Source organism: Corynebacterium sp. MSK071 (assembly GCF_030232125.1).
Taxonomy (GTDB): Bacteria; Actinomycetota; Actinomycetes; order Mycobacteriales; family Mycobacteriaceae; genus Corynebacterium; species Corynebacterium kefirresidentii.
Window position 1 is genome coordinate 31557 of record NZ_JASPJA010000014.1, and the last position, 18861, is coordinate 50417.

Below are 18861 nucleotides of genomic sequence, written 5' to 3' on the forward strand. Positions count from 1 at the left end.
GAGGGCATGAGTGAATTTAGCCAGATCAGCCAATGGCCCGCGGATACGGTGGCCGGTGCTTTGCTGCACCGCGGCGAGGTCATAGAAACGGTAGGAGATACCGCCCGCGAGTTTCCAGTGGCATCGGTGACCAAGCTGGTTGCGGCCTATGGCGTGATGCTTGCCGTGGAAGAAGGCGCGGTGGAATTGGGGCAGCCGGCCGGTCCGGAGGGCTCGACCCTGGAACACCTGCTTGCACACGCCTCTGGCATTTCCTTTGACTCCCGAGAGCCGCAGAAGCCGGTAGGCGAACGCCGCATCTATTCCTCGGCCGGTTATGAGTGGGCCGCAGATACCGTGGCCGATGCCACGGGCATGGACTTTGCCGAGTACCTACGCGAGGGTGTACTTACCCCGTTGGGCATGGATTCCACTCGTCTCGAAGGTTCGGCCGGTCACGGCTTGGTCTCCACGGTGAAAGATTTGGCGGCCTTTGCTGCGGAAGTCCAGGATCCGCAGCTGCTGCACCCATCCACCGTGGCCGATATGCGCCGCGTCCATTTTGGTGGCCTGCGCGGCATTGTCCCGGGCTACGGCAGTTTTAAAGATTGTACCTGGGGCCTTGGTTTTGAAATCCACGGCGACAAAGAACACTGGATGGGCGCCCTGCCTGCCGACGCCGTCGGTCACTTTGGCATGTCCGGCACCTACCTCTGGGTGGCCGGCGAGTATGCCATGGTGGCGCTCACGGACCGTGACTTTGGCGAATGGTGCAAGCCACTCTGGCACGATACGAATACCTCCATCTGGAACGCCTTGTAGGCGCCCGGGCTCGGCGGAGCTAGCGCCTCCAGTGCGCTAGCGCGTGTCTATAACCTTTTATCGGGGAAGCGGCACGGTGGAAGGCTCCCCCGCAGGGTGGGAAAATCGAGGATTTTTGTGCGGTAGGGGCCATAAAACTTGGGATCGCGGCGTGCCTGTAACTAGCCGCTGTTGGAGGTAAGTCAAATAGGGTTTTCGCGCCCATGAGCAGGCCGTCTGGTGGAGAATATAGAACAAGCCTAGGGAGTTCACAGAAAAGGCCAAGTTTCACATTAATAACACTGGTTTCACCTGCAACTTTAGTCCCAGTCTGTACCTGGGGTTGAGGTTTAGCAAACGGGGGTTGAAGTGAAAGTTGAGGGTTGTAGGGGGAGGTGTGACGCAGGAAAATTGTGTGCAGACGCATCAGACAGTTCGTTGGGGAAGACGAAGCTCGTCTTGCATCGCGCCGGGCCGGCAGGCCTCGTGCGGTGGTGATCTATGTCGAGGGAGAATCGGCTATGAATACGTGCGTTAACCCTGCGCCGGTTGAACAGCCGGCCTCCACCTCCGCGTGGCCCTCCGTCAACGGTGGTGCCACCGTGGTTACCGGTGTGCTCAAGATTTCCGGGATGCCGCGCTCGCTGCGCTCGGAGATTGAACGCGCCATGGATCGGTGCATCCGTACCGAGTCGGAATTTATCATTCCGGGCGATGACCCACTGACCGCTCAGTGGTGCACTCGCTGGTTCCGGGATGGGCTTTCTGTCGCGGCGCTTGCTCGAGGCGGCAAAGCCTGTGCCCACTCAGACAGCGGTATTGGCTGCCACCAGGTGCTGACCGGCACCCGCGAAGAGCTAGATGCGCTGGACTGCGTCGTGCGCTACCTTGCGCAGCGCCACGGCTTTACTGCTGCCGTGCGCCTGCCGTAGAAAGCACAGGGAGGGTGGACCAACAGCTGCTGGTCCGCCCTCCCTTTTCCTTTTGCCATTAGTAGGGCCGGTTGAGGGCGGCCTATTCCTCCTCGGCGAAGGGATCAAAGATTTTGTCCGGCAGCTCGGCCACTGATTTCAGCACGGCAGAAGGGCGGTAGGGGTAGCGAGAAATCTCTCGGTCATCGGAGATGCCGGAGCGCACCAAAACTGTGCGCATGCCGGCCTCGAGACCGGCCTTAACGTCTGTATCCATGCGGTCACCAATCATCACCGTGTGCTCCGAGTGGGCACCAATATGATTGAGCGCCGAGCGCATCATGACTGGGTTGGGCTTGCCCACGTAATAAGGCTCGCGGTTGGTGGCGGCGGTAATCAGTGCAGCCACGGCACCGGTGGCCGGCAATACTCCTTCTGGGGCAGGGCCGGTGACATCTGGGTTGGTGGCGATAAAACGAGCACCATTGCGGATGAGGTTAATCGCGTTCGTGATGGCCTCAAAAGAATAGGTGCGGGTCTCACCAAGCACCACAAAATCAGGGTCATCGTTGGTAAGGATCCACCCAGCCTCGTGCATGGCGGTGGTAAGGCCGGATTCACCCACTACATAGGCCTTGCTGGAGCTTACCTGGCTGGAAAGAAAATTCGCGGTGGCGGTGGCGGAGGTCCAGATGCGCTCGGCAGGAATATCCAAGCCGGTATTGCGCAGGCGGGCAGAAAGATCCCGTGGAGTAGACATGGAGTTATTGGTCAGCACCATGTACTCGATGTCATTATCCTTGAGCGCTTGGATAAATTTATCGGCGCCAGGGATCATCTCGCCTTCTTTGATGAGTACGCCGTCCATATCGGATAGATAAGAAATCATTGGTGGTCCTCCACATACTCGGCAATATCGCCGATGGTTTCGCAGTTGAGCATCGTTTCCTCAGAAAAACGCACCTGGAAGGTCTCTTCCGCGCGCACGGTCAGCTCCACTAGATCTAGCGATTCGACGCCAATATCCTTCAGCCGCGTATCCCGGCTCAGATCTTCCTCGGTACCGGTGACCTTGTTTATGAGCGCGAGGAGCTGGCCGAGCGTATCGCGCTCCGGCTCCTTTTCCGGCGCGCTCGCGTTGAACTTTGCCTGTAATTGAGCGCTGAGGTCGTTTGCCATGCCCACCAGTCTAGTATTGATCCCGTTATGGCATTGAGAAAACGTTCTTCCGTTGTGGCGCGTAGTTGGCTCAAGCGCCTGCGCCCCTCGCACCGCGCCGAGCTAGAAAAACTCTATGGCGGATTGCATGATCCCTCCACCGAGCCGGGCCTTACCCAGGTCAGCGCTTCCGGCACTGTGGAACACGATGGCCTAGATATTGCCTGGTACGAGGTGGGGCGCGAAGACGCGCCAGTAACCGTGGTCTTCATTCACGGCTATTGCTTATCCGCGGAAGCCTATTATGACCAGGCCAATTATCTCCGCGGTCGCAATGCGCGTGCACTCTTGGTGGATTTGCGCGGGCACGGCCAGTCCTCCACGGTCGCCCCAGAGGAGTGCACCGTTGATACGGCGGCTGACGACGTCCTCGCCGTCATTCGAGAGCGCGCTCCCCGTGGCAACCTGGTCATCGTCGGCCATTCCCTGGGCGGCATGGTTGCCTTAAACCTCATCCGCCGTGCTCCAGCCGAGGTTTATGAGCGCATCAAGGGCGCGCTGCTAATTTCAACTTCGATGCGCCGCTTTGCAGCAAAGGGCGTAGCGCAGATTCTGCAGTCGAAATCTCTGCATGCGCTCTACCGCCTCTGTCTGCGCCTGCCTGGTCGCGTCGATAGCGCGCGCTTTGAGGCCGCCCGGTTCATTGCGCCACTTTTTGCTGCGACCTTGGCCGGCTTTCCACAAATGGAGAAGCTGCAATTTCACGTTGCCATGCTTCTCGATACCCCCTTGGCCTCCTACTCCGGCTTCTTCGACGACCTTTTGGAACACGCCGAGTACGGCGCCGCCCCACGGCTGGCGAAGCTCAAGGGCGAGGTGGTAGTCGGAACCGCCGATATTGTCACCCCGCGTTCACAATCCGAGGTGCTCTGTAAGCATTGGCCCGCCGCGAACCTGCAGACGGTGGAAGGCTCCGGACACATGGTGATCCTCGAAGACCCCGAGGCTATCTCCGCGGCCCTTGGCCGCGTCCTTGATGCGATATAGACGGGCCGGATGCATAAGCCCGTTTGCTGGGTACGCAAAAGGCGCCGCGGCGGGGAAGCCGGCGGCGCCTTTCTTGTAGCGCGTGGCGCGGGCCTAGCCAGCACCAAAGCGGGGATTAGTCTTCGATGTGGGTGGTCACGGTCGGATCATCCAGCTTGAGATCCTTGGCTGCCTTCTCCACAACGGAGCGCTCAATCTTGCCCTCGCGAGCCAAGCCATCGAGCACTGCGACGACGATGGACTCGGCGTCGATATTGAAGTAGCGGCGAGCGCCCTCGCGCGTATCGGAGAAGCCGAAGCCGTCCGCGCCCAAGGTGATGTAGGTGCCTGGGACATACGGGCGGATTTGCTCCTGCAGCTCGGTGGTGAAGTCAGAGACACCAACGAACGGACCCTCGTAGCCCTTGAGCTGGGAGGTAGCAAAAGCCTCGCTCGGCTCCTCGCCCTTTCGCAGGGCTTCCTTGTTACGGCGGGCGCCGTCGCGGGCCAGCTCGTTCCAGGAGGTGACGGAGAAGATGGAGGCCTTGACATCGAAGTCGTCGGCAAGCATCTGCTGTGCGCGCAGCGCCTCGTGCACGCCTACACCGGAAGCCAGGATATTGGCAGCAATGGAGCCGCTCTCTGCGGTATTGAAGTGGTAGATGCCCTTGTGCAGGCCCTCCACGTCCAAATCCTCCGGCTCGGCCGGCTGGTGTACCGGCTCGTTGTAGACGGTGAGGTAGTACATGATGGCCTCGTTGTCCTTGCCATACATGCGCTCAATACCGCGGGAAACCAAGTGGGCAACCTCGTAGCCGAAGGCCGGGTCATAAGAAACCACGGCCGGGTTGGTCGCAGCCAAGACAGGGGAGTGGCCGTCCATGTGCTGCAGGCCCTCACCGGTCAGGGTGGTGCGGCCGGCGGTTGCGCCAATGATGAAGCCGCGGCCCATCTGGTCGCCGGCTGCCCAGAAGGCATCGCCGGTGCGCTGGAAGCCGAACATCGAGTAGAAGATGTAGAGCGGAATCATGGCCTCGCCCTGGGTAGCGTAGGACGTTGCCGCAGCGGTAAAGGAGGCAGCGGCGCCGGCCTCAGAAATACCCTCGTGCATGATCTGGCCGTCAGTAGCTTCGCGGTAGGAGAGCATGAGGTCATGGTCAACCGGCACGTAGTTCTGGCCACGCGGGTTCCAGATCTTCATAGTCGGGAACCAGGAGTCCATACCAAAGGTGCGTGCCTCGTCCGGAATGATCGGCACGACGCGCTTGCCTAGCTCCTTGTTGCGCATAATTTCCTTGAAGGTGCGTACCAAGGCCATGGTGGTGGCTACTTCCTGCTTGCCAGAGCCCTTGCGTACGGAGCGCAGCTTGTCCAACGCCGGTGCCTCGAGAGGGGTGAAGTCCTCGCGGCGCTCCGGCAGGAAGCCGCCCAGCTCTTTGCGGCGCTCCAGCATGTACTTGATCTCCGGGGAGTCCTTGCCTGGGTGGTAGTACGGTGGCAGGTACGGATCCTTTTCCAGCTCCGCATCGGAGAAAGGAATTTCCTGCTTATCGCGGAAGCGCTTCAGGTCATCCAGGGTCAGCTTCTTCATCTGGTGGGTAGCGTTGCGGCCCTCGAAGTTGTGGCCCAAGCCGTAACCCTTAATGGTGTGCGCGAGGATGACGGTTGGCTTGCCGGTGCCCTTGTTCTCCAGCGCGCGAGCATAGGCGGCGTAGACCTTGCGGTAATCGTGGCCGCCGCGGCGCAGTGCCCAAATCTCATCATCGGACATGTCTTCTACCAGCTTGGCCGTGCGCTCATCGCGGCCGAAGAAGTGCTCGCGCACATAGGCGCCATCGTTGGCCTTGAAGGTCTGGTAGTCACCGTCAGAGGTGGTGTTCATGACGTTGACCAAGGCACCTTCGGTGTCCTTTTCCAGCAGCTTATCCCAGCCACGACCCCAAATGACCTTGATGACCTCCCAGCCGGCACCGCGGAAGAAGGATTCTAGCTCCTGGATGATCTGGGTGTTGCCGCGCACCGGGCCATCGAGGCGCTGCAGGTTGCAGTTGACCACGAAGGTGAGGTTATCCAGCTCGTAGAGGGAAGCGATCTGCAGCAGGCCGCGAGATTCTGGCTCATCCATCTCGCCATCGCCCAAGAATGCCCACACGTGCTGCTTGGAGGTGTCCTTGATGCCGCGAGTCTCCAGGTACTTATTAAAGCGTGCCTGGTAGATAGCGTTAATCGGGCCCAAGCCCATGGACACGGTGGGGAATTCCCAGAACCATGGCATCAGGCGTGGGTGCGGGTAGGACGGCAGCCCCTCGCCCTCGCCACGGGATACCTCCTGGCGGAAGCTATCAAGGTCCTTTTCAGTCAGGCGGCCTTCCATGAAAGCACGTGCGTACATGCCCGGTGAGGCATGGCCTTGGAAAAAGACTTGGTCGCCGCCCGAAGGATCATCCTTGCCCTTGAAGAAGTGGTTCAAGCCCACCTCATAGAGCGGGGCAGCACCCGCGTAGGTCGAGATGTGGCCACCTACGCCAATTCCTGGGCGCTGTGCACGGTGCACCATGATGGCCGCATTCCAGCGGATCCAGCGGCGGTAGCGCTTTTCCAGTTCCTCGTCACCAGGAAACTCTGGCTCCATGGAGGTTGGGATGGTGTTGACGAAGTCCGTGGACGTCAACGAAGGCAGTTCAACGCGCTTAGCGGTAGCGCGCTCGAGTAGGCGCAGCATCAGGTAGCGTGCGCGCTCCGGATCGGAGTGCTCCAGCAGACCATCGAGGGAATCCATCCACTCGCGGGTCTCTTCTGGATCATTATCGTGAAGATACGATGCAACGCCGTCGCGGATGAGCGGGAAGTTGGAGTCGCCCTTGGTGGCGTCCTTCTCGGCCATTTAAACCTCCTGTATAAGGGTCTGCACAGTTTGCTTACTAGGATACGCGCTCACAGATCCACAATGGTTGTGAAGCCCGACTTAAGGGGACGTGCGGTACGTTACATCGTCATAACCAGTATCTTTACCGGGTTTATTGGGGTAAAAGAGGGTAGTTTGCAAACTCTGCGGAACTGGGCGAAGTGGTGGGAGGGCCTGCAAAATGGGGGAATTGCGCCCCTTAGGCGGGTAAAAGGGGCCGGTGGGCGTTAAAATACTTCTATTAAGCCGCGATTTACCCGCAGGATGCGGGGGATGCGCGGACCGGACATTCACCAAATTAGGAAGGAAATGCATAGTGGCTGACGCTGCAGTCAAGCTCGGAATCAAGGAAGGGCAAATCGCCCTAGAGCTTGGTTGGGACGAGGATTGCGATACCGCGATCTCTGAATCGATCGAAGCCGTGCTCGGCGATGATTTCTTGGAAGAAGAAAATGACGAGCTGTGCGATGTAGTCCTTCTTTGGTGGCGCGACGAGGATGGCGACCTTGTGGATGGACTCGTTGACGCGAGCCGTCCGCTGGCCGATAACGGTGCGGTCTGGCTGCTTACCCCGGGTGCCGGAAAGCCTGGCACCGTAGAGCCAGGGCTCATCTCTGAGTCCGCTCAGCTGGCCGGCTTGGTGCAGACCAAGGCAGAGCGCCTAGGCGAGTGGCAAGGCTCTTGCTTGGTGCAGCGCGGATACACCAAGAAGTAGGGCTTTACCTGCTGATTTGTGTTGCTCTAGCAACCTGCGCTACTGTTTCTAACAGCGCAAGAGCGCATGCGGCTTTAGCTCAGCTGGAAGAGCAATTGGTTTACACCCAATAGGTCGGGGGTTCGATCCCCTCAGGCCGCACAACACAGACCGCCTCTCGGATTGATTTCCGGGAGGCGGTCTTTTCCGTATGCATGGGCACGGGCTAGCCCGGGAGGGACTCAAGGCTTAAGGCGCCTGTGGGCCAACTTTCGGCCACGTTGTGCATGGCAGTTGGGGAAGTAGCCCTATTAGCGTGGCTGCTTCTTAGGCTTCGGCTAAGTACTCAGGCACTTCAGCCACGGCTGCGGGTTGTCGGCTTAGTAGCGCTCGCGGCGGCGCTGGTTTAGTTTGGCGTAGTGATCTGGTTTGGAGTCGCCGTAGCGGGAGCGATTGCGGCGGCTGGCGGCATGCGAGGAGGACGCGGCGGGAACGGCCGTGGAATCGTCGTTCGCGGCTTCGTGCTCGCTGGGTGCGGAGTCAGCGCCGGCCGTTGGTTCTGCGGGCGTGTGGTCCGCGGCGGAGGCGTCACTAGAGCCAGGCTCGGAGGGGGTGGAAGCATCGGCGTCGAGGGCGGCGAGGGCCTCTTCCTCGTCGCGCAGGCGGCGGCGCTCACGGATTTCGGACCACACGAAATAGCCCAAACCCAGCGGGGCCATGATGCCAAAGGCAATCCATTGGTAGCCATAGGAGAGGTGGTTGCCGCGGTCGAGCTGCGGGATGGGCATGGGGTTGAGCACGCCGGGCTGGTCCGCGGAAAGCTGGATGTAGTCCTGGGCTAAGGGGGCGTCGATAAGCGAGGCAATCTGCTCCGTATGGATGGAATAGACCTGCTGGTAGCCCTCCTGCTTAATGGGGGCGGACTGGTGCTGGGCTTCGTCGGCGCGGATCATGCCGGTAATAGTGGTTTCGCCCGAAGGAGCGGCGGGAATATCCGGTACAGCGTTGGCCTCGCCGGCCTTGACCCAGCCGCGGTTAACCAAGATGGTCAGCCCGGAATCGGTACGGAAGGGGACCAAGGACTGGTAAGACGGGCCAGACTCGGCCGGGCGCAGGCGCAGTAGCACCTCATCCTTTGGCAGGTAGCGGCCGTGCAGGGTCGCGCGGGACCACTCATCGTTTTTGATAGCACCGTGGTCATCCACGAGGTCTTCTACCGGCTGGGGGTCAGCCTCATAGGCGTGAGTGATGAGCTCGTTGCGTTCCACAATGTCATCGTCCTTGCCCAGCTGCCACGGGGCGAGGACGGTAAAAGCGAGGTAAGAAAAGGCCACGACGAACAGCAGCAGTAGAACCCAACCCGGCTTAAGGAACGTCTTTAGCATGGGGCCTAGTTTAGTCGTGGTGAGCGCGAATCCAATCCAGCAGGCCAGGCACGGCGGCCTCGATATTGTTGCGGGTGGTCTCGAAATCGGCGGCGGAACCATAGTAAGGGTCTGCCACGTCCGCGTCTTCCGGGGAGTTGGGATCGAAGCTGCGCATCAAGCGGATCTTGTCCGGGTCGATGCCTCGCTCAATAAGGGCGTCGCGGTGGCCTTTGTCCATGGCGATGAAGAGATCAGCATCCATGTGCTCGGCCCCCAGCTTGGCCGCACGGTGGGAACCGCCATCGTGGCCGCCGCGGCGCAGTTCGGCAATGGCGCGCGGGTCGGCTCCTTGGCCCACATGCCAGCCGCCGAGGCCGCAGGAGTCCACGGTGGCGACAAGGTCAAGCATGTCCTTTTCCATCTCATCGCGCACGATGATTTCTGCCATGGGGGAGCGGCAGATATTTCCGGTGCAAACAAAGACGAGGTAGAGGCCGGAGCGGGCAGCGGATTCGGTCATGCGGAAAACCCCTTCGCGCGAATAGTACTGTGGTGCGGAAGATAGGATATAGCAGTAGTAACTATTCCATGAAACGAGCATAAAGGAGTACCTCCATGTCCGCTGTGAGCGTGGGCGATGTCCGCCGCGTACTCGATGAGGCCTACCCGCCGCACTTGGCGGAAAAGTGGGACGCCGTGGGGCTTATCTGCGGTGATCCGACCGCGGAGGTCAAGCGCGTGGCTTTTGCCTTGGACTGCACCCAGGCGGTAGCGGAGCGGGCGGTAGAACTCGGCGCGGATATGCTCGTGGTCCACCATCCATTGCTCTTGCGCGGGGTGGAGTCCGTGGCGGCCGATACGCCCAAGGGCAAGGTCATACACACGCTGCTGAGCAGTGGCGTTGCCCTCTTTGCGGCCCACACCAACGCGGATAAGGCGCGGCCGGGCGTCAACGACAAGCTCGCGGAGCTGGTAGGAATCAACCCCGGCCGGCCCATCGTGCCGGAGCCCCAGGGCGTGGATAAGTGGGGCGTGCACGTGCCGGTTGCCGCGGCCGAGGAGGTAAAGCAGGCGCTTTTCGACGCCGGCGCGGGCCACATCGGTGCCTACTCCCACTGCTCCTTCGATATTGCGGGCACGGGCCAATTCCAGCCGGAAGAAGGAGCAGACCCGGCGGAGGGTGAAATTGGCGCCCTGCACCGCGGCGAGGAAATCCGCGTCGAGTTTGTCGCGCCGGCCGCGCTTCGCTCCGCCTTGCTGCAGGCTTTGCACGCCGCGCACCCTTATGAAGTACCGGCCTATGACATTACGGAAACCGCTGGCCACCAAGACCTGGATAAGGCGCTCGGCCTCGGACGCGTGGGAGAACTGCCACAGGAGATGACCCTGCGCGAGTTTACCCAGCAGGTGGCCAATGCCCTCCCCGAGACCGCCTGGGGTATCCGCGCCGCCGGGGATCCGGAACAAAAGGTGCGTACCGTAGCGGTTTCTTCCGGCTCGGGAGATTCCTTCCTCTCCGCGGCCGCGAAGCTAGGCGTAGACGTGTATGTCACGTCGGATCTGCGCCACCACCCGGTGGATGAGCACTTGCGCGCCGGCGGGCCGGCCGTCATCGATACCGCCCACTGGGCCAGCGAATTTCCGTGGACGGCCCAGGCGCGCGATATCGTAGAGAATGCTTTAGAACTGGATACGGAAATTATCAGCCTGCGCACCGACCCGTGGACTATCTCTGCGCACCCAAAGGAGTCATAAGTGAAACTATCGCAAGAACTACAGCCGGTACTGCTGGAGCTGGCCAACCTGGAACGCTCGCAGGGCCATGGCGCGAAGAAGGAAATCCCGGAACAAGCCGAGTATGACAAGGCTAAAGAAGAACACAAGCGCCTACTGGATGCATCCGGCTCCGCGCAGATGGCCGTCGATGACATGGAGACCGAAATCCTGCGCATCCAGGCCGATGAGCGCAAGCTGCGCCAGCGCGAGCGCGATGATAAGCGCCAGCTAGGCGCTGCCGTGGATCCAGAAACGCGCAAGGACCTCGAGCACGATCTCTACGCCGCCAAGTCCCGCATTGCAGACCTCATGAGCGAGCTGCAAGAGGCCCATAATGAGGTGCACGCACTGCGTTCTAACCTGGACGTACACGGTGCGCGCGTTTCTGATTCCGAGCGCAAGCTGGAAAAGCTGCGTCGCGCGGCCGAGGCGGCACAGGAGGCGGCCGCCAACCAGGAAGATCCGTCCGTGCGCATCGGCGAGCTGCGCCAACAGCTGCCTGCCGGGGTACTGAGCGAGTACGATACCCAGCGCGAGGAAAACGGCGTGGGCGCCGCCCAGTTCAAGGCCAACCGCGCTTGTGGCGGCTGCTTCATTGTCCTGCCGCCGGCGGAGCAAAACGCGGTGCGCAATGCCCCGGCCGATGAGTTGCCGCAGTGCGGCGATTGCGGCTCCTACCTGGTGCGTTTGGTCTAATGAAGGTCATTATCTACGCCGATGGCGGCTCCCGCGGTAACCCCGGAGTGGCCGGTTCCGGCACCGTTATTTATGACGGCAGCGGGCAGCGCATCCTGCGCGAAATCGTCTACGTAGTAGGTACCAAGTCCACCAATAACGTCGCTGAGTACAACGGCTTATTGCGCGGCCTGGAAGCCGCCACCGAGATGGGCGCTACCGAAGTGGAGTTCTACATGGACTCCAAGCTGGTGGTGGAGCAAATCAACGGCCGCTGGAAGATCAAGCACCCGGACATGCAGAAGCTGGCCCTGCACGCCCGTGGCTACATCAACGGCTTTTCTTCCTTCAGCTTGAACTGGGTGCCGCGCGCCAAGAATAAGGTGGCAGACGCCCTATCCAATGACGCCATGGACGCCGCGGCCGCCGGACATCCTGAAGGCATCGTTGTCGAGGAGGAAGATACTGCCGAACCGGCACAGGCTACGGAACGCGACACCACCGCGCCGCATCCCACCGATTGGCTTGGGGACCGCGGACCTACCACCCGCTTTATCCTGCTGCGCCACGGGCAGACGGACATGTCGGCCGCTAAGCAGTACTCCGGGCGCGCCAACCCGGGGCTTACGCAGCTCGGGCAAAAGCAGGCGCTGGCCGCCGCCCAAGCGCTTGCCGACGCCGATTTTGACGCCATTGTCTGCTCGCCCCTGCGCCGCTGCCAAGAGACAGCGGCGGCCGTGGCCAATGGCCGCGATATCGAGGTAGAGACCGTGGAAGGACTCATCGAGGTGGACTTCGGCGCATGGGAAGGCAAGACTGCGGCCGAGGCCCACCAGCGCGATCCGGAACTGCACGAGCAATGGCTGCATGACGCGAGCGTCGCCTGTCCGGGCGGCGAATCGCTGCAGGCAGTCAACCGCCGCGTGCGCACTACCCGCAAGGAGCTACAAGAGCGCTTTGCGGGCAAAACCGTGCTGGTAGTAAGCCACGTCAATCCGATTAAGTCCTTTATCCGCCAGGCGCTTGATGCTGGGCCGGCTACCTTTGGTCATCTCTTTTTAGACCTGGCTGCCATTTCCCAGGTGGAATTCTGGGAAGGCGGCTCTATGGTGCACGGATTTAACGATGTGGGCCACCTGGCAGGCCTGCGCTAGAATAAGGAACGCGAATGAGCCGGCCGGGTGATCGCGTCGCTTCATACGGGCAGCGAGCTGCTGCCGCGTGGGCGCCGAGGAAAGTCCGGACTCCATAGAGCACGGTGGTTGCTAACGGCAACCCGGGGAAACCCGCGGGCAAGTGCAACAGAAAGTAGACCGCCTTGTGCCTCCGCTTGAGCTTCGGCCCAAGTTGGAGCAACAAGGTAAGGGTGAAACGGTGCGTTAAGAGCGCACCAGCACCGTCAGTGATGGCGGTGGCTGGGTAAACCCCACCGGGAGCAAGGCATCACGGCCCCGCCACGTTGCGGGGCCCGATCAGGCGTTTTAAGGCTGCTCGCTCGAGCCTGAAGGTAGCTGCTGGAACCAACTGGCAACGGTTGGTCTAGATGGATGTTCACCGCACGGTGCTCCCTTGGGAGTGCCGCGATTAGACAGAATCCGGCTTATAGGCCGACTCATTCGCCCCAAGACGTTTATGGTGGTGGGCATGAAGCTCTACGCCGCCCCGCTTGATTTCCGCGCCATCGCCGCAGAATTTTCGGTAGCCATCGATTTTCCGGCCGCGGTCACCCACCAGGCCGCCCACGCGCAAGACCGGTATGCCGACTCGCGCCGCGACGCCCGCGATATTCCCTTCGTGACCCTCGATCCGGCCGGTTCCATGGACTTGGACCAGGCGGTTTATATTGAACGACGCGAGCGCGGATACCGCGTCTTTTATGCCATCGCAGATGTTGCCGCTTTTATCGAGCCCGGCAGCGAGCTGGAGCGCGAGTCCTTCCGCCGCGGCCAGACTATTTATCTTCCCGATGCACCAGCTCGCCTGCACCCACCCGAGCTTTCCGAGGACCGTGCCTCACTGCTGCCTGAAACCGATAAACCGGCCGTGCTGTGGACCTTTGATTTAGATGACGCCGGTGAGGTGGAGTCTTTCCACGTCGAGCGCGCGCTCATCTACTCCCAGGCCCGCCTAGACTATGAGGGCGCGCACGCGGACTTGGCGGCCGGTAGCCTGCACCCGTCTATTGCATTGCTGCCGGAGGTGGGACGATTGCGCCAAGAATCCTCCCTGCGCCGCGAGGCCATTTCCTTGCGCCTGCCCTCCCAGCGGGTGGTAGAAAATGCTGACGGCACCTTTGAGCTCATTATCGAGCCTCGCTATGAGGTCATGGACTATAACTCGGAGATCTCTCTGCTTGCCGGCATGTGCGCGGGACGCCTCATGCAGGAAGCGGGCGTGGGTTTTCTGCGTACTTTGCCCGCCGCCGAACCGGAGCACGAGCGCCAATTTCGCGCCGAGGCCCAAGCCCTGGGCTTTGCGCTTGGCGATGCCCCCATTCCCCAGTTTCTCCTCACCGTCGACGCCGATTCCCCACGCGGCATGGCAGTCATGCGCGAGGCCCAAAGCCTCCTGCGAGGCGCCGATTATGCGTGGCTTGGAGAACAGGAAGCGCAGGTGCATGCCGGGATAGGCGGCTACTACGCACACGTGACCGCGCCGCTGCGGCGCCTGTCCGATAGGTTTGCAACCGAGGTCTGCCTAGCCCTCTGCGGCGATTACGAGGTCCCCGGCTGGGTGGGGGAGCGCGCCACGGAGGTCATTGGCGCAATGCGTTCTACCTCGCAGCTTGCCTCCCAAGTGGATAAGGCCTGCCTCAACCTCACCGAGGCCACCGTGCTGCGCCCCTGGCTCGGCACTAATTTCCCGGCCACCGTCGTAAGCGGCGATGCGAAGCGGGACAAAGCTCGGATTTTTGTGCCGGAGCCACCAGTCTTCGCCCACTCTGTAGGCGCGCCAGAAACCGGCAGCGAAACCACAGTCTCGCTGGTGACAGCGGATACCGATTCGCGCGAGGTACTCTTTGCGTGGCCTGCTGACTAGCTGGTGAGGCTACTAGCTCTCGCCGCGTGCGGCCTCGCCCGGCTGTAATTCGACTACGAGCAGGCCATCGTCTGCCAGGTCGGCCGCAAAATTATGCGCGCTCTTCGCCGGGACGTAGGCAATGACTGCGTTCGATGTACCCGCGTGCGCCGAACGCCCCGCTACGGCACCGCGGACCGTGACTAGCTCGGCGAGTTTTTCTGCCGAGTCCAAGCCGTAGATATTGGCTAGGGAGGACTGTGACTGCAAAAGGATGGGGAAGAGCTCCGCGCCGCGATGCGAGCGCAGGAAGCGGGTGAACTTTTCTACCCGCTGGGTTTCTTCCTCATAAAAGGCCATCCATTCCGTAGCGGCGCTGATGCTCGGGTGTCCTTCCTCGCCGTAGACCTTGTGGACGGCCTTGAGCCAATCGAGGACGCGCTGTTGGGCGTCTGGAAGCAAGCGTAGCGAATCGGTGCCAAAGGAATGGCAGGCATCATCAATAAAGCGCTGCCGCTGGCGGATATCGGCGATAGCCTTTTCTTCCTGCGCGGAAAAATCTTCCGGCACCGCCACCGCGAAGGCAGCTATCTCGCGACCAACAAGGTGCGGTGCGTGGGTGACAGAACCGTCGGCGTAATCCATGATGCATACGCCGTCACCCGTGCTGCGCAGAGCCGCGCTATGGCGGGCACGCAAAGGCGGCCGCGCACCAAAGGTAGTAACGGCCTGGGTGCATACATCTGCCACCCGGGCCCTTAGCGGCGCATCCAGGTCCGCATCAGCCCCCATGAGTGCCAGCGCTACCGCGACGTCCGCGGCGGCATCCGCACCCAAACCAGCACCTTCCGGAATGTCGGAGGCGATGGTGATATCCGCACCGGCTGTCTCACGAGAGAGCAACTGGCGGTTAATCATCGTGTGGACAATGCCACCCACGCGGGCAGCCAGCCCTCCCTCCGGAGCCGGCGGAATGATTGGCTGGCCCTCTGCATCCGTGGTGGGTTGTTGCGCTGTTGCCAGCTCTGCGAGCGCTTGCAGGCTTATCGAATCATGGGCAGGCTCACCTTCTGCCGGGTGAAAATGTACCGCTACCACGCCATCGGTGCGCGAGCTTACTGCCGCAGCGGCACGTAGCTTGTCCACGCACATGGCAACAATGCCGCCGAAGTGGTCAATGTGTTCACCAATAAGGGACCACGTTGCCGGCGCGCTAGCGGTATGAGTTGGAGCGCTGCCCGTGAGATCAGTATGTGCTTGGGCGGCGCGCTCGGCTACAGGCTCTGCAGGTGTTGACCACAGTGGCATGGGTGCTAAAGCTCCTTTTCCAGGTTCTGGGACCAGTAGTCTTCGTTGCCACTCGCACGCGGCGGTGCGCTTAAAGCAACGAATGCCCGCCACCTTTTGGTGCGGCGGCGGCGGGGAATACGACATGGAATCGTATAAAAGAAATGTGCTGCCCCACATTCTAGCGGGCATCGCTTAGACGGCGTGGGTAGTGTGGACACAAACCATACCAGCGGCAGCGATCAGCCGGTGCCGCTGGCGCTACGACTGAGAGGATAGTTTTTATGAGCGATGCAGACCAGAAGTGGTTCTTCGATCCGGCCACCAAGGAAGTCAGCCAAGGCAAGACCTCTGGCTGGGAAAACCGAATGGGCCCGTATGACACCCGTGAAGAAGCAGAAAACGCTATCGAAATTGCCCACGCCCGCAACGATGCGGCAGATGCCGCAGACAAAGAAGATGACTGGAAGTAAATAACCTCCAGCCATCTTTTTCTACGCCGTGTTTCCCGGTAACTGCCTGGGAAGCGCGGCTACTTTAGTTTCTTACGCAGCGGCTTAAACGCCGCCTTGATGTCTTTGAAAGACTCGGCGTAATCATCCAGCGCCTTCAGCCCGATGGTACGCTCGCGTTGATAGAGCAGGCCATAGCCAAAGGTATTTTCGCCACGGCGGCGAGCGGAATCTGCCAGTTCGAGCAGCTTATCGCGCGAGGTCACGGAATCTTGGAAATCACCGAGCACCGACTGCATCTGCTTGCAGGCCTTATAGAGACGCTTGGTCTTAAGGTTGGTGGCAGAACCAGCTGCTTCTGCAGCATAACGCAGCTTCTTTGCAGCCTTACGCATATCGTGGAAATAGTCCTCGCGCTCGTGCAGGGACAGCTCCGGGTTATCCCAATTCTCTACGGCCTTCTTATGGCGCTTGACCAGCTTGTTATAGGCCTTTTCAAGGTGCTGCGCCATCACAGTGTCCATGTCCTTGGACTTCTTCTCTGGCTTCTTTTTGGCCTTCTCTGCAGCAGCCGCGTTATCCTCGCGGGACTCGGAAGAAGCAGCGCCTTCCTCCGTAGAGGACAGTTCTTCCGTCTGCTCCGCATCATCATTTACCGGAGCGGATTCCTGTTGCTTATCGGCCGTTGGCGGATCCGCGAGCAAGCGGTCGAGCGACTCTAGCAGCTCGAGGTAACGCTCGGAATCTAGGGCGGCGACAACGCGACGGTGCGCACGGCGGTAGGCGGTGCCCATATCCTGCGCAATGTGCTCGCGGGTGGAATCATCCAAGGTGTCAGAATCTTCGGACTCCAACAGCTTCTGCCAGCGCTCTTCAACAACCTCCGCATCGCGAGCAACGCCCAAAATGCCAGCGAGCTCCTTCAGATCGGCTTCAATTTTTTCGATTTCTGGTCCGACCACGATGCCATGGAAGGTCTGAAGGTGGCTGCGCAGCTCGCGGGTAGCTACACGCATCTGATGCACCGAGTCCCACTCATCGCGGCGAACACGTGGATCATAATCAACCAGCTTGTCGCGGTTAGCTTGCAGTGCGGTGATCACGGCGGCGGCAGGGGAATCCGGGTCCACGTCCGGCGATACCAGGGCCGGGGGAAGCGGGGCGTTGGCATAAGAATCACCCAAGGCCGATTTCAGCTTGGATGGGGAAGAAGATACGCGTGCACCGGCACCGATGAGAAGAGAGGTAGCACGGCGAATGAACTGCGTTCCTTCCTCGGTACCAGGTAGCTCACCTGCGAGCTCTACTTCCCATTCGCGCCACGACTGTTGCTCGCCGCCGGGAAGGAAGGAAAAGGCGGTGACATGGTCATCGCAAAACTCTGCCACTGGCTTATTATCGGCATCTGCCAAGACCATCTCGGTGCGCTTGTTGTCTACCTGAGCAATTGGGGTGAGCTCGTTGTGGCGGACAATGGAGCGAACCTGATGGAGCAGCTCGCTAGGAACTTCATAGCGGCCATCGACAGGCTCTCCCAATTCTGCGTGGATTTCGGTACGGCCAGCCTCGCTAGGGATCTTGATATGCCAGCCATCATCATTTCCTCCGGTGCGGCGGCGGAGGGTGACCTTAGCGTGGGTGAGGCGGAGGTCTTCAGTGTCGTAGTAGATGGCCGAAAGTGCGTGGTGGCGCGTGTCTGCGACGTGGTCAACTCCCTCAAGGCGGGTCAGTTCAGGGAGCTGAGTGGACTCGGCTACGGAGAATTTCGCTTCAACTTCGAGAAAAGACTGTGTAGACATTCACGTACCTTCTACTTTCTAGACCTAATCAATCTCATCGGTGATCTTACCTGTAATGACCTCGTTGCGGTGCCATACTCTGCCCCCGTTCGCTAGCAGGGAACGGGGGCCAAGAACCGTATCAAACAGGGGAAATTACCGTGTAATTTCTGGAACTGAACCGAGCCCTGAGGCGTCACCTCCCAAGTGAGATTTATCGGCAGCGGCAATGCCATCGTTGATGCCGTGCAGACTGTTCATTGATAGCGACATCTCTGTGAGATTGGGAAAGAGGCGGTTGCGGGTATCGATGGCGTGATCGGTGCGTGCTTGCAAAGCGGGAAGGGTTTGGGTGGCTACAGCCTCTGCATGGTGAGAGCAATACTGAGACTCACGCAGGTTTTCAGCAATTCCGTCCTCATTGGCTTGGGTGAGCAATTCACCGATGCGGGCGGCATAAGACAGGCGGAAGCTGCGGCGATATGCGGCAGTGGAATTAGTAGCGCGGGCGATTTCCGCGCCATCGCCGTTACGCATAAACCAGTCGCATTGGCGGTTGAGGGAGGCAAAGAGGTCGGCGCAATGGGCGGCGTCGGCAGGAGCACCGATGACACAGGCTAGGCCTTTGTCATGGATGAGGAGCGTGGTGCATCCATTGGCGTCAGAAATGGTGCTGAGCAGGGAAGCCTGGTGCTTGATATAGGGCGGGTGGATGTGCACGCGGTGGGAAATGAGATTGGGGAGCTCGGAAGTAAGCAGATCCTCGATGCGATACTTCTGTTGCAGGGACTGCGCCTTAGAAATCAGAACCTCGGCCTCGTCTTCAAAACTGGTGGACTCAGCCTTGCGTAAAAGTCCTAGGACCTTTGCACGAATTTTGCGTTGTTTATCGCTAAGCCCGTCTTCTCGCAAGGATTCGCCAAAGGCCAAAAGTTCAGTATCGCGCAGCCTAGGAAGCGTGCTGTCAAGGGGTGAATGCGCCACTTCGACCGGGAGGTAGTTGTGACGCGTTGGACTCCGAAGGATGTTAAGGA

General features: G+C 60.4%; 17 protein-coding genes, 1 tRNA gene and 1 other RNA gene. 11 read left to right on the forward strand and 8 right to left on the reverse strand.

The genetic code is table 11. The annotated features are described in order from the left end of the window. Positions 1-6 precede the first annotated feature (6 nt). Both QP990_RS10860 and QP990_RS10865 read left to right on the forward strand, forming a co-directional pair. Positions 7-801, forward strand: coding sequence for a serine hydrolase (locus QP990_RS10860; protein ID WP_200288828.1), 795 nt, complete (start codon positions 7-9; stop codon positions 799-801). 500 nt (positions 802-1301) lie between these two features. After that, positions 1302-1712: a hypothetical protein gene (locus QP990_RS10865; protein WP_051138330.1), complete on the forward strand. Its 411-nt coding sequence runs from the start codon at positions 1302-1304 to the stop codon at positions 1710-1712. Positions 1713-1794: 82 nt separating this feature from the next. Here the strand turns inward: QP990_RS10865 and QP990_RS10870 are convergent, their stop codons facing one another. Together QP990_RS10870 and QP990_RS10875 are read right to left on the reverse strand one after the other, a co-directional pair. Then, the gene (locus tag QP990_RS10870; protein ID WP_023021126.1) at positions 1795-2580 is read right to left on the reverse strand and encodes an HAD-IIA family hydrolase; all 786 of its coding nucleotides are present in this window, start codon (positions 2578-2580) and stop codon (positions 1795-1797) included. Next, positions 2577-2870 carry an acyl carrier protein gene (locus QP990_RS10875; protein WP_239204490.1) on the reverse strand — a complete coding sequence of 98 codons (294 nt, stop codon included), beginning with the start codon at positions 2868-2870 and terminating at the stop codon, positions 2577-2579. The genes QP990_RS10870 and QP990_RS10875 overlap by 4 nt, the downstream gene beginning before the upstream one ends. A gap of 27 nt (positions 2871-2897) precedes the next feature. On the opposite strand from QP990_RS10875, the gene QP990_RS10880 reads away from it, so the two are divergent. Continuing rightward, positions 2898-3896 carry an alpha/beta fold hydrolase gene (locus tag QP990_RS10880; protein WP_023021128.1) on the forward strand — a complete coding sequence of 333 codons (999 nt, stop codon included), beginning with the start codon at positions 2898-2900 and terminating at the stop codon, positions 3894-3896. A 115-nt stretch (positions 3897-4011) separates the two neighbouring features. On the opposite strand, the gene aceE is transcribed toward QP990_RS10880, so the two are convergent. Then, positions 4012-6759 carry a pyruvate dehydrogenase (acetyl-transferring), homodimeric type gene (aceE, locus tag QP990_RS10885; protein WP_023021129.1) on the reverse strand — a complete coding sequence of 916 codons (2748 nt, stop codon included), beginning with the start codon at positions 6757-6759 and terminating at the stop codon, positions 4012-4014. Between the two features lie 337 nt (positions 6760-7096). Between aceE and QP990_RS10890 the strand changes: the two genes are divergently transcribed. Together QP990_RS10890 and QP990_RS10895 are read left to right on the forward strand one after the other, a co-directional pair. After that, a complete protein-coding gene (locus QP990_RS10890; RefSeq protein ID WP_023021130.1) occupies positions 7097-7495 on the forward strand; it encodes a DUF3052 domain-containing protein in 399 nt (132 codons plus the stop codon). 68 nt (positions 7496-7563) lie between these two features. Beyond that, positions 7564-7636 (forward strand) — tRNA-Val (locus tag QP990_RS10895). Between the two features lie 218 nt (positions 7637-7854). Here the strand turns inward: QP990_RS10895 and QP990_RS10900 are convergent. Beyond that, a complete protein-coding gene (locus QP990_RS10900) occupies positions 7855-8859 on the reverse strand; it encodes an SURF1 family protein (protein WP_284799222.1) in 1005 nt (334 codons plus the stop codon). A gap of 10 nt (positions 8860-8869) precedes the next feature. After that, positions 8870-9361, reverse strand: coding sequence for a low molecular weight protein-tyrosine-phosphatase (locus QP990_RS10905; RefSeq protein ID WP_259825084.1), 492 nt, complete (start codon positions 9359-9361; stop codon positions 8870-8872). 95 nt (positions 9362-9456) lie between these two features. Between QP990_RS10905 and QP990_RS10910 the strand changes: the two genes are divergently transcribed. The 5 genes from QP990_RS10910 to QP990_RS10930 all read left to right on the forward strand — a co-directional run bounded on the left by QP990_RS10910 (position 9457) and on the right by QP990_RS10930 (position 14331). Beyond that, a complete protein-coding gene (locus QP990_RS10910) occupies positions 9457-10596 on the forward strand; it encodes a Nif3-like dinuclear metal center hexameric protein (protein ID WP_284799223.1) in 1140 nt (379 codons plus the stop codon). Further along, positions 10597-11313 (forward strand): zinc ribbon domain-containing protein, encoded by a 717-nt coding sequence (locus tag QP990_RS10915; protein WP_284799225.1) that lies wholly within the window; start codon positions 10597-10599, stop codon positions 11311-11313. Further along, complete coding sequence (locus QP990_RS10920; protein ID WP_284799226.1) at positions 11313-12446, forward strand: bifunctional RNase H/acid phosphatase; 1134 nt, start codon at positions 11313-11315, stop codon at positions 12444-12446. The genes QP990_RS10915 and QP990_RS10920 overlap by 1 nt, the downstream gene beginning before the upstream one ends. Before the next feature lie 15 nt (positions 12447-12461). Continuing rightward, an RNA gene (gene rnpB, locus QP990_RS10925) (RNase P RNA component class A) lies at positions 12462-12911 on the forward strand. A gap of 25 nt (positions 12912-12936) precedes the next feature. Further along, positions 12937-14331: a ribonuclease catalytic domain-containing protein gene (locus tag QP990_RS10930; RefSeq protein ID WP_284799227.1), complete on the forward strand. Its 1395-nt coding sequence runs from the start codon at positions 12937-12939 to the stop codon at positions 14329-14331. 12 nt (positions 14332-14343) lie between these two features. Here QP990_RS10930 and QP990_RS10935 read toward each other — a convergent pair whose 3' ends face one another. Beyond that, the gene (locus QP990_RS10935; RefSeq protein ID WP_259825093.1) at positions 14344-15618 is read right to left on the reverse strand and encodes a galactokinase family protein; all 1275 of its coding nucleotides are present in this window, start codon (positions 15616-15618) and stop codon (positions 14344-14346) included. A 263-nt stretch (positions 15619-15881) separates the two neighbouring features. Between QP990_RS10935 and QP990_RS10940 the strand changes: the two genes are divergently transcribed. Then, positions 15882-16070, forward strand: coding sequence for a hypothetical protein (locus QP990_RS10940; protein WP_049361312.1), 189 nt, complete (start codon positions 15882-15884; stop codon positions 16068-16070). Between the two features lie 59 nt (positions 16071-16129). Here the strand turns inward: QP990_RS10940 and QP990_RS10945 are convergent, their stop codons facing one another. Continuing rightward, entirely contained in the window at positions 16130-17848 is a 1719-nt protein-coding gene (locus QP990_RS10945) for a CYTH and CHAD domain-containing protein (RefSeq protein WP_259825096.1), read from the reverse strand. A gap of 135 nt (positions 17849-17983) precedes the next feature. Then, positions 17984-18861: DUF2786 domain-containing protein (locus tag QP990_RS10950; RefSeq protein WP_284799229.1), on the reverse strand; the 878-nt coding region annotated here is incomplete at its 5' end.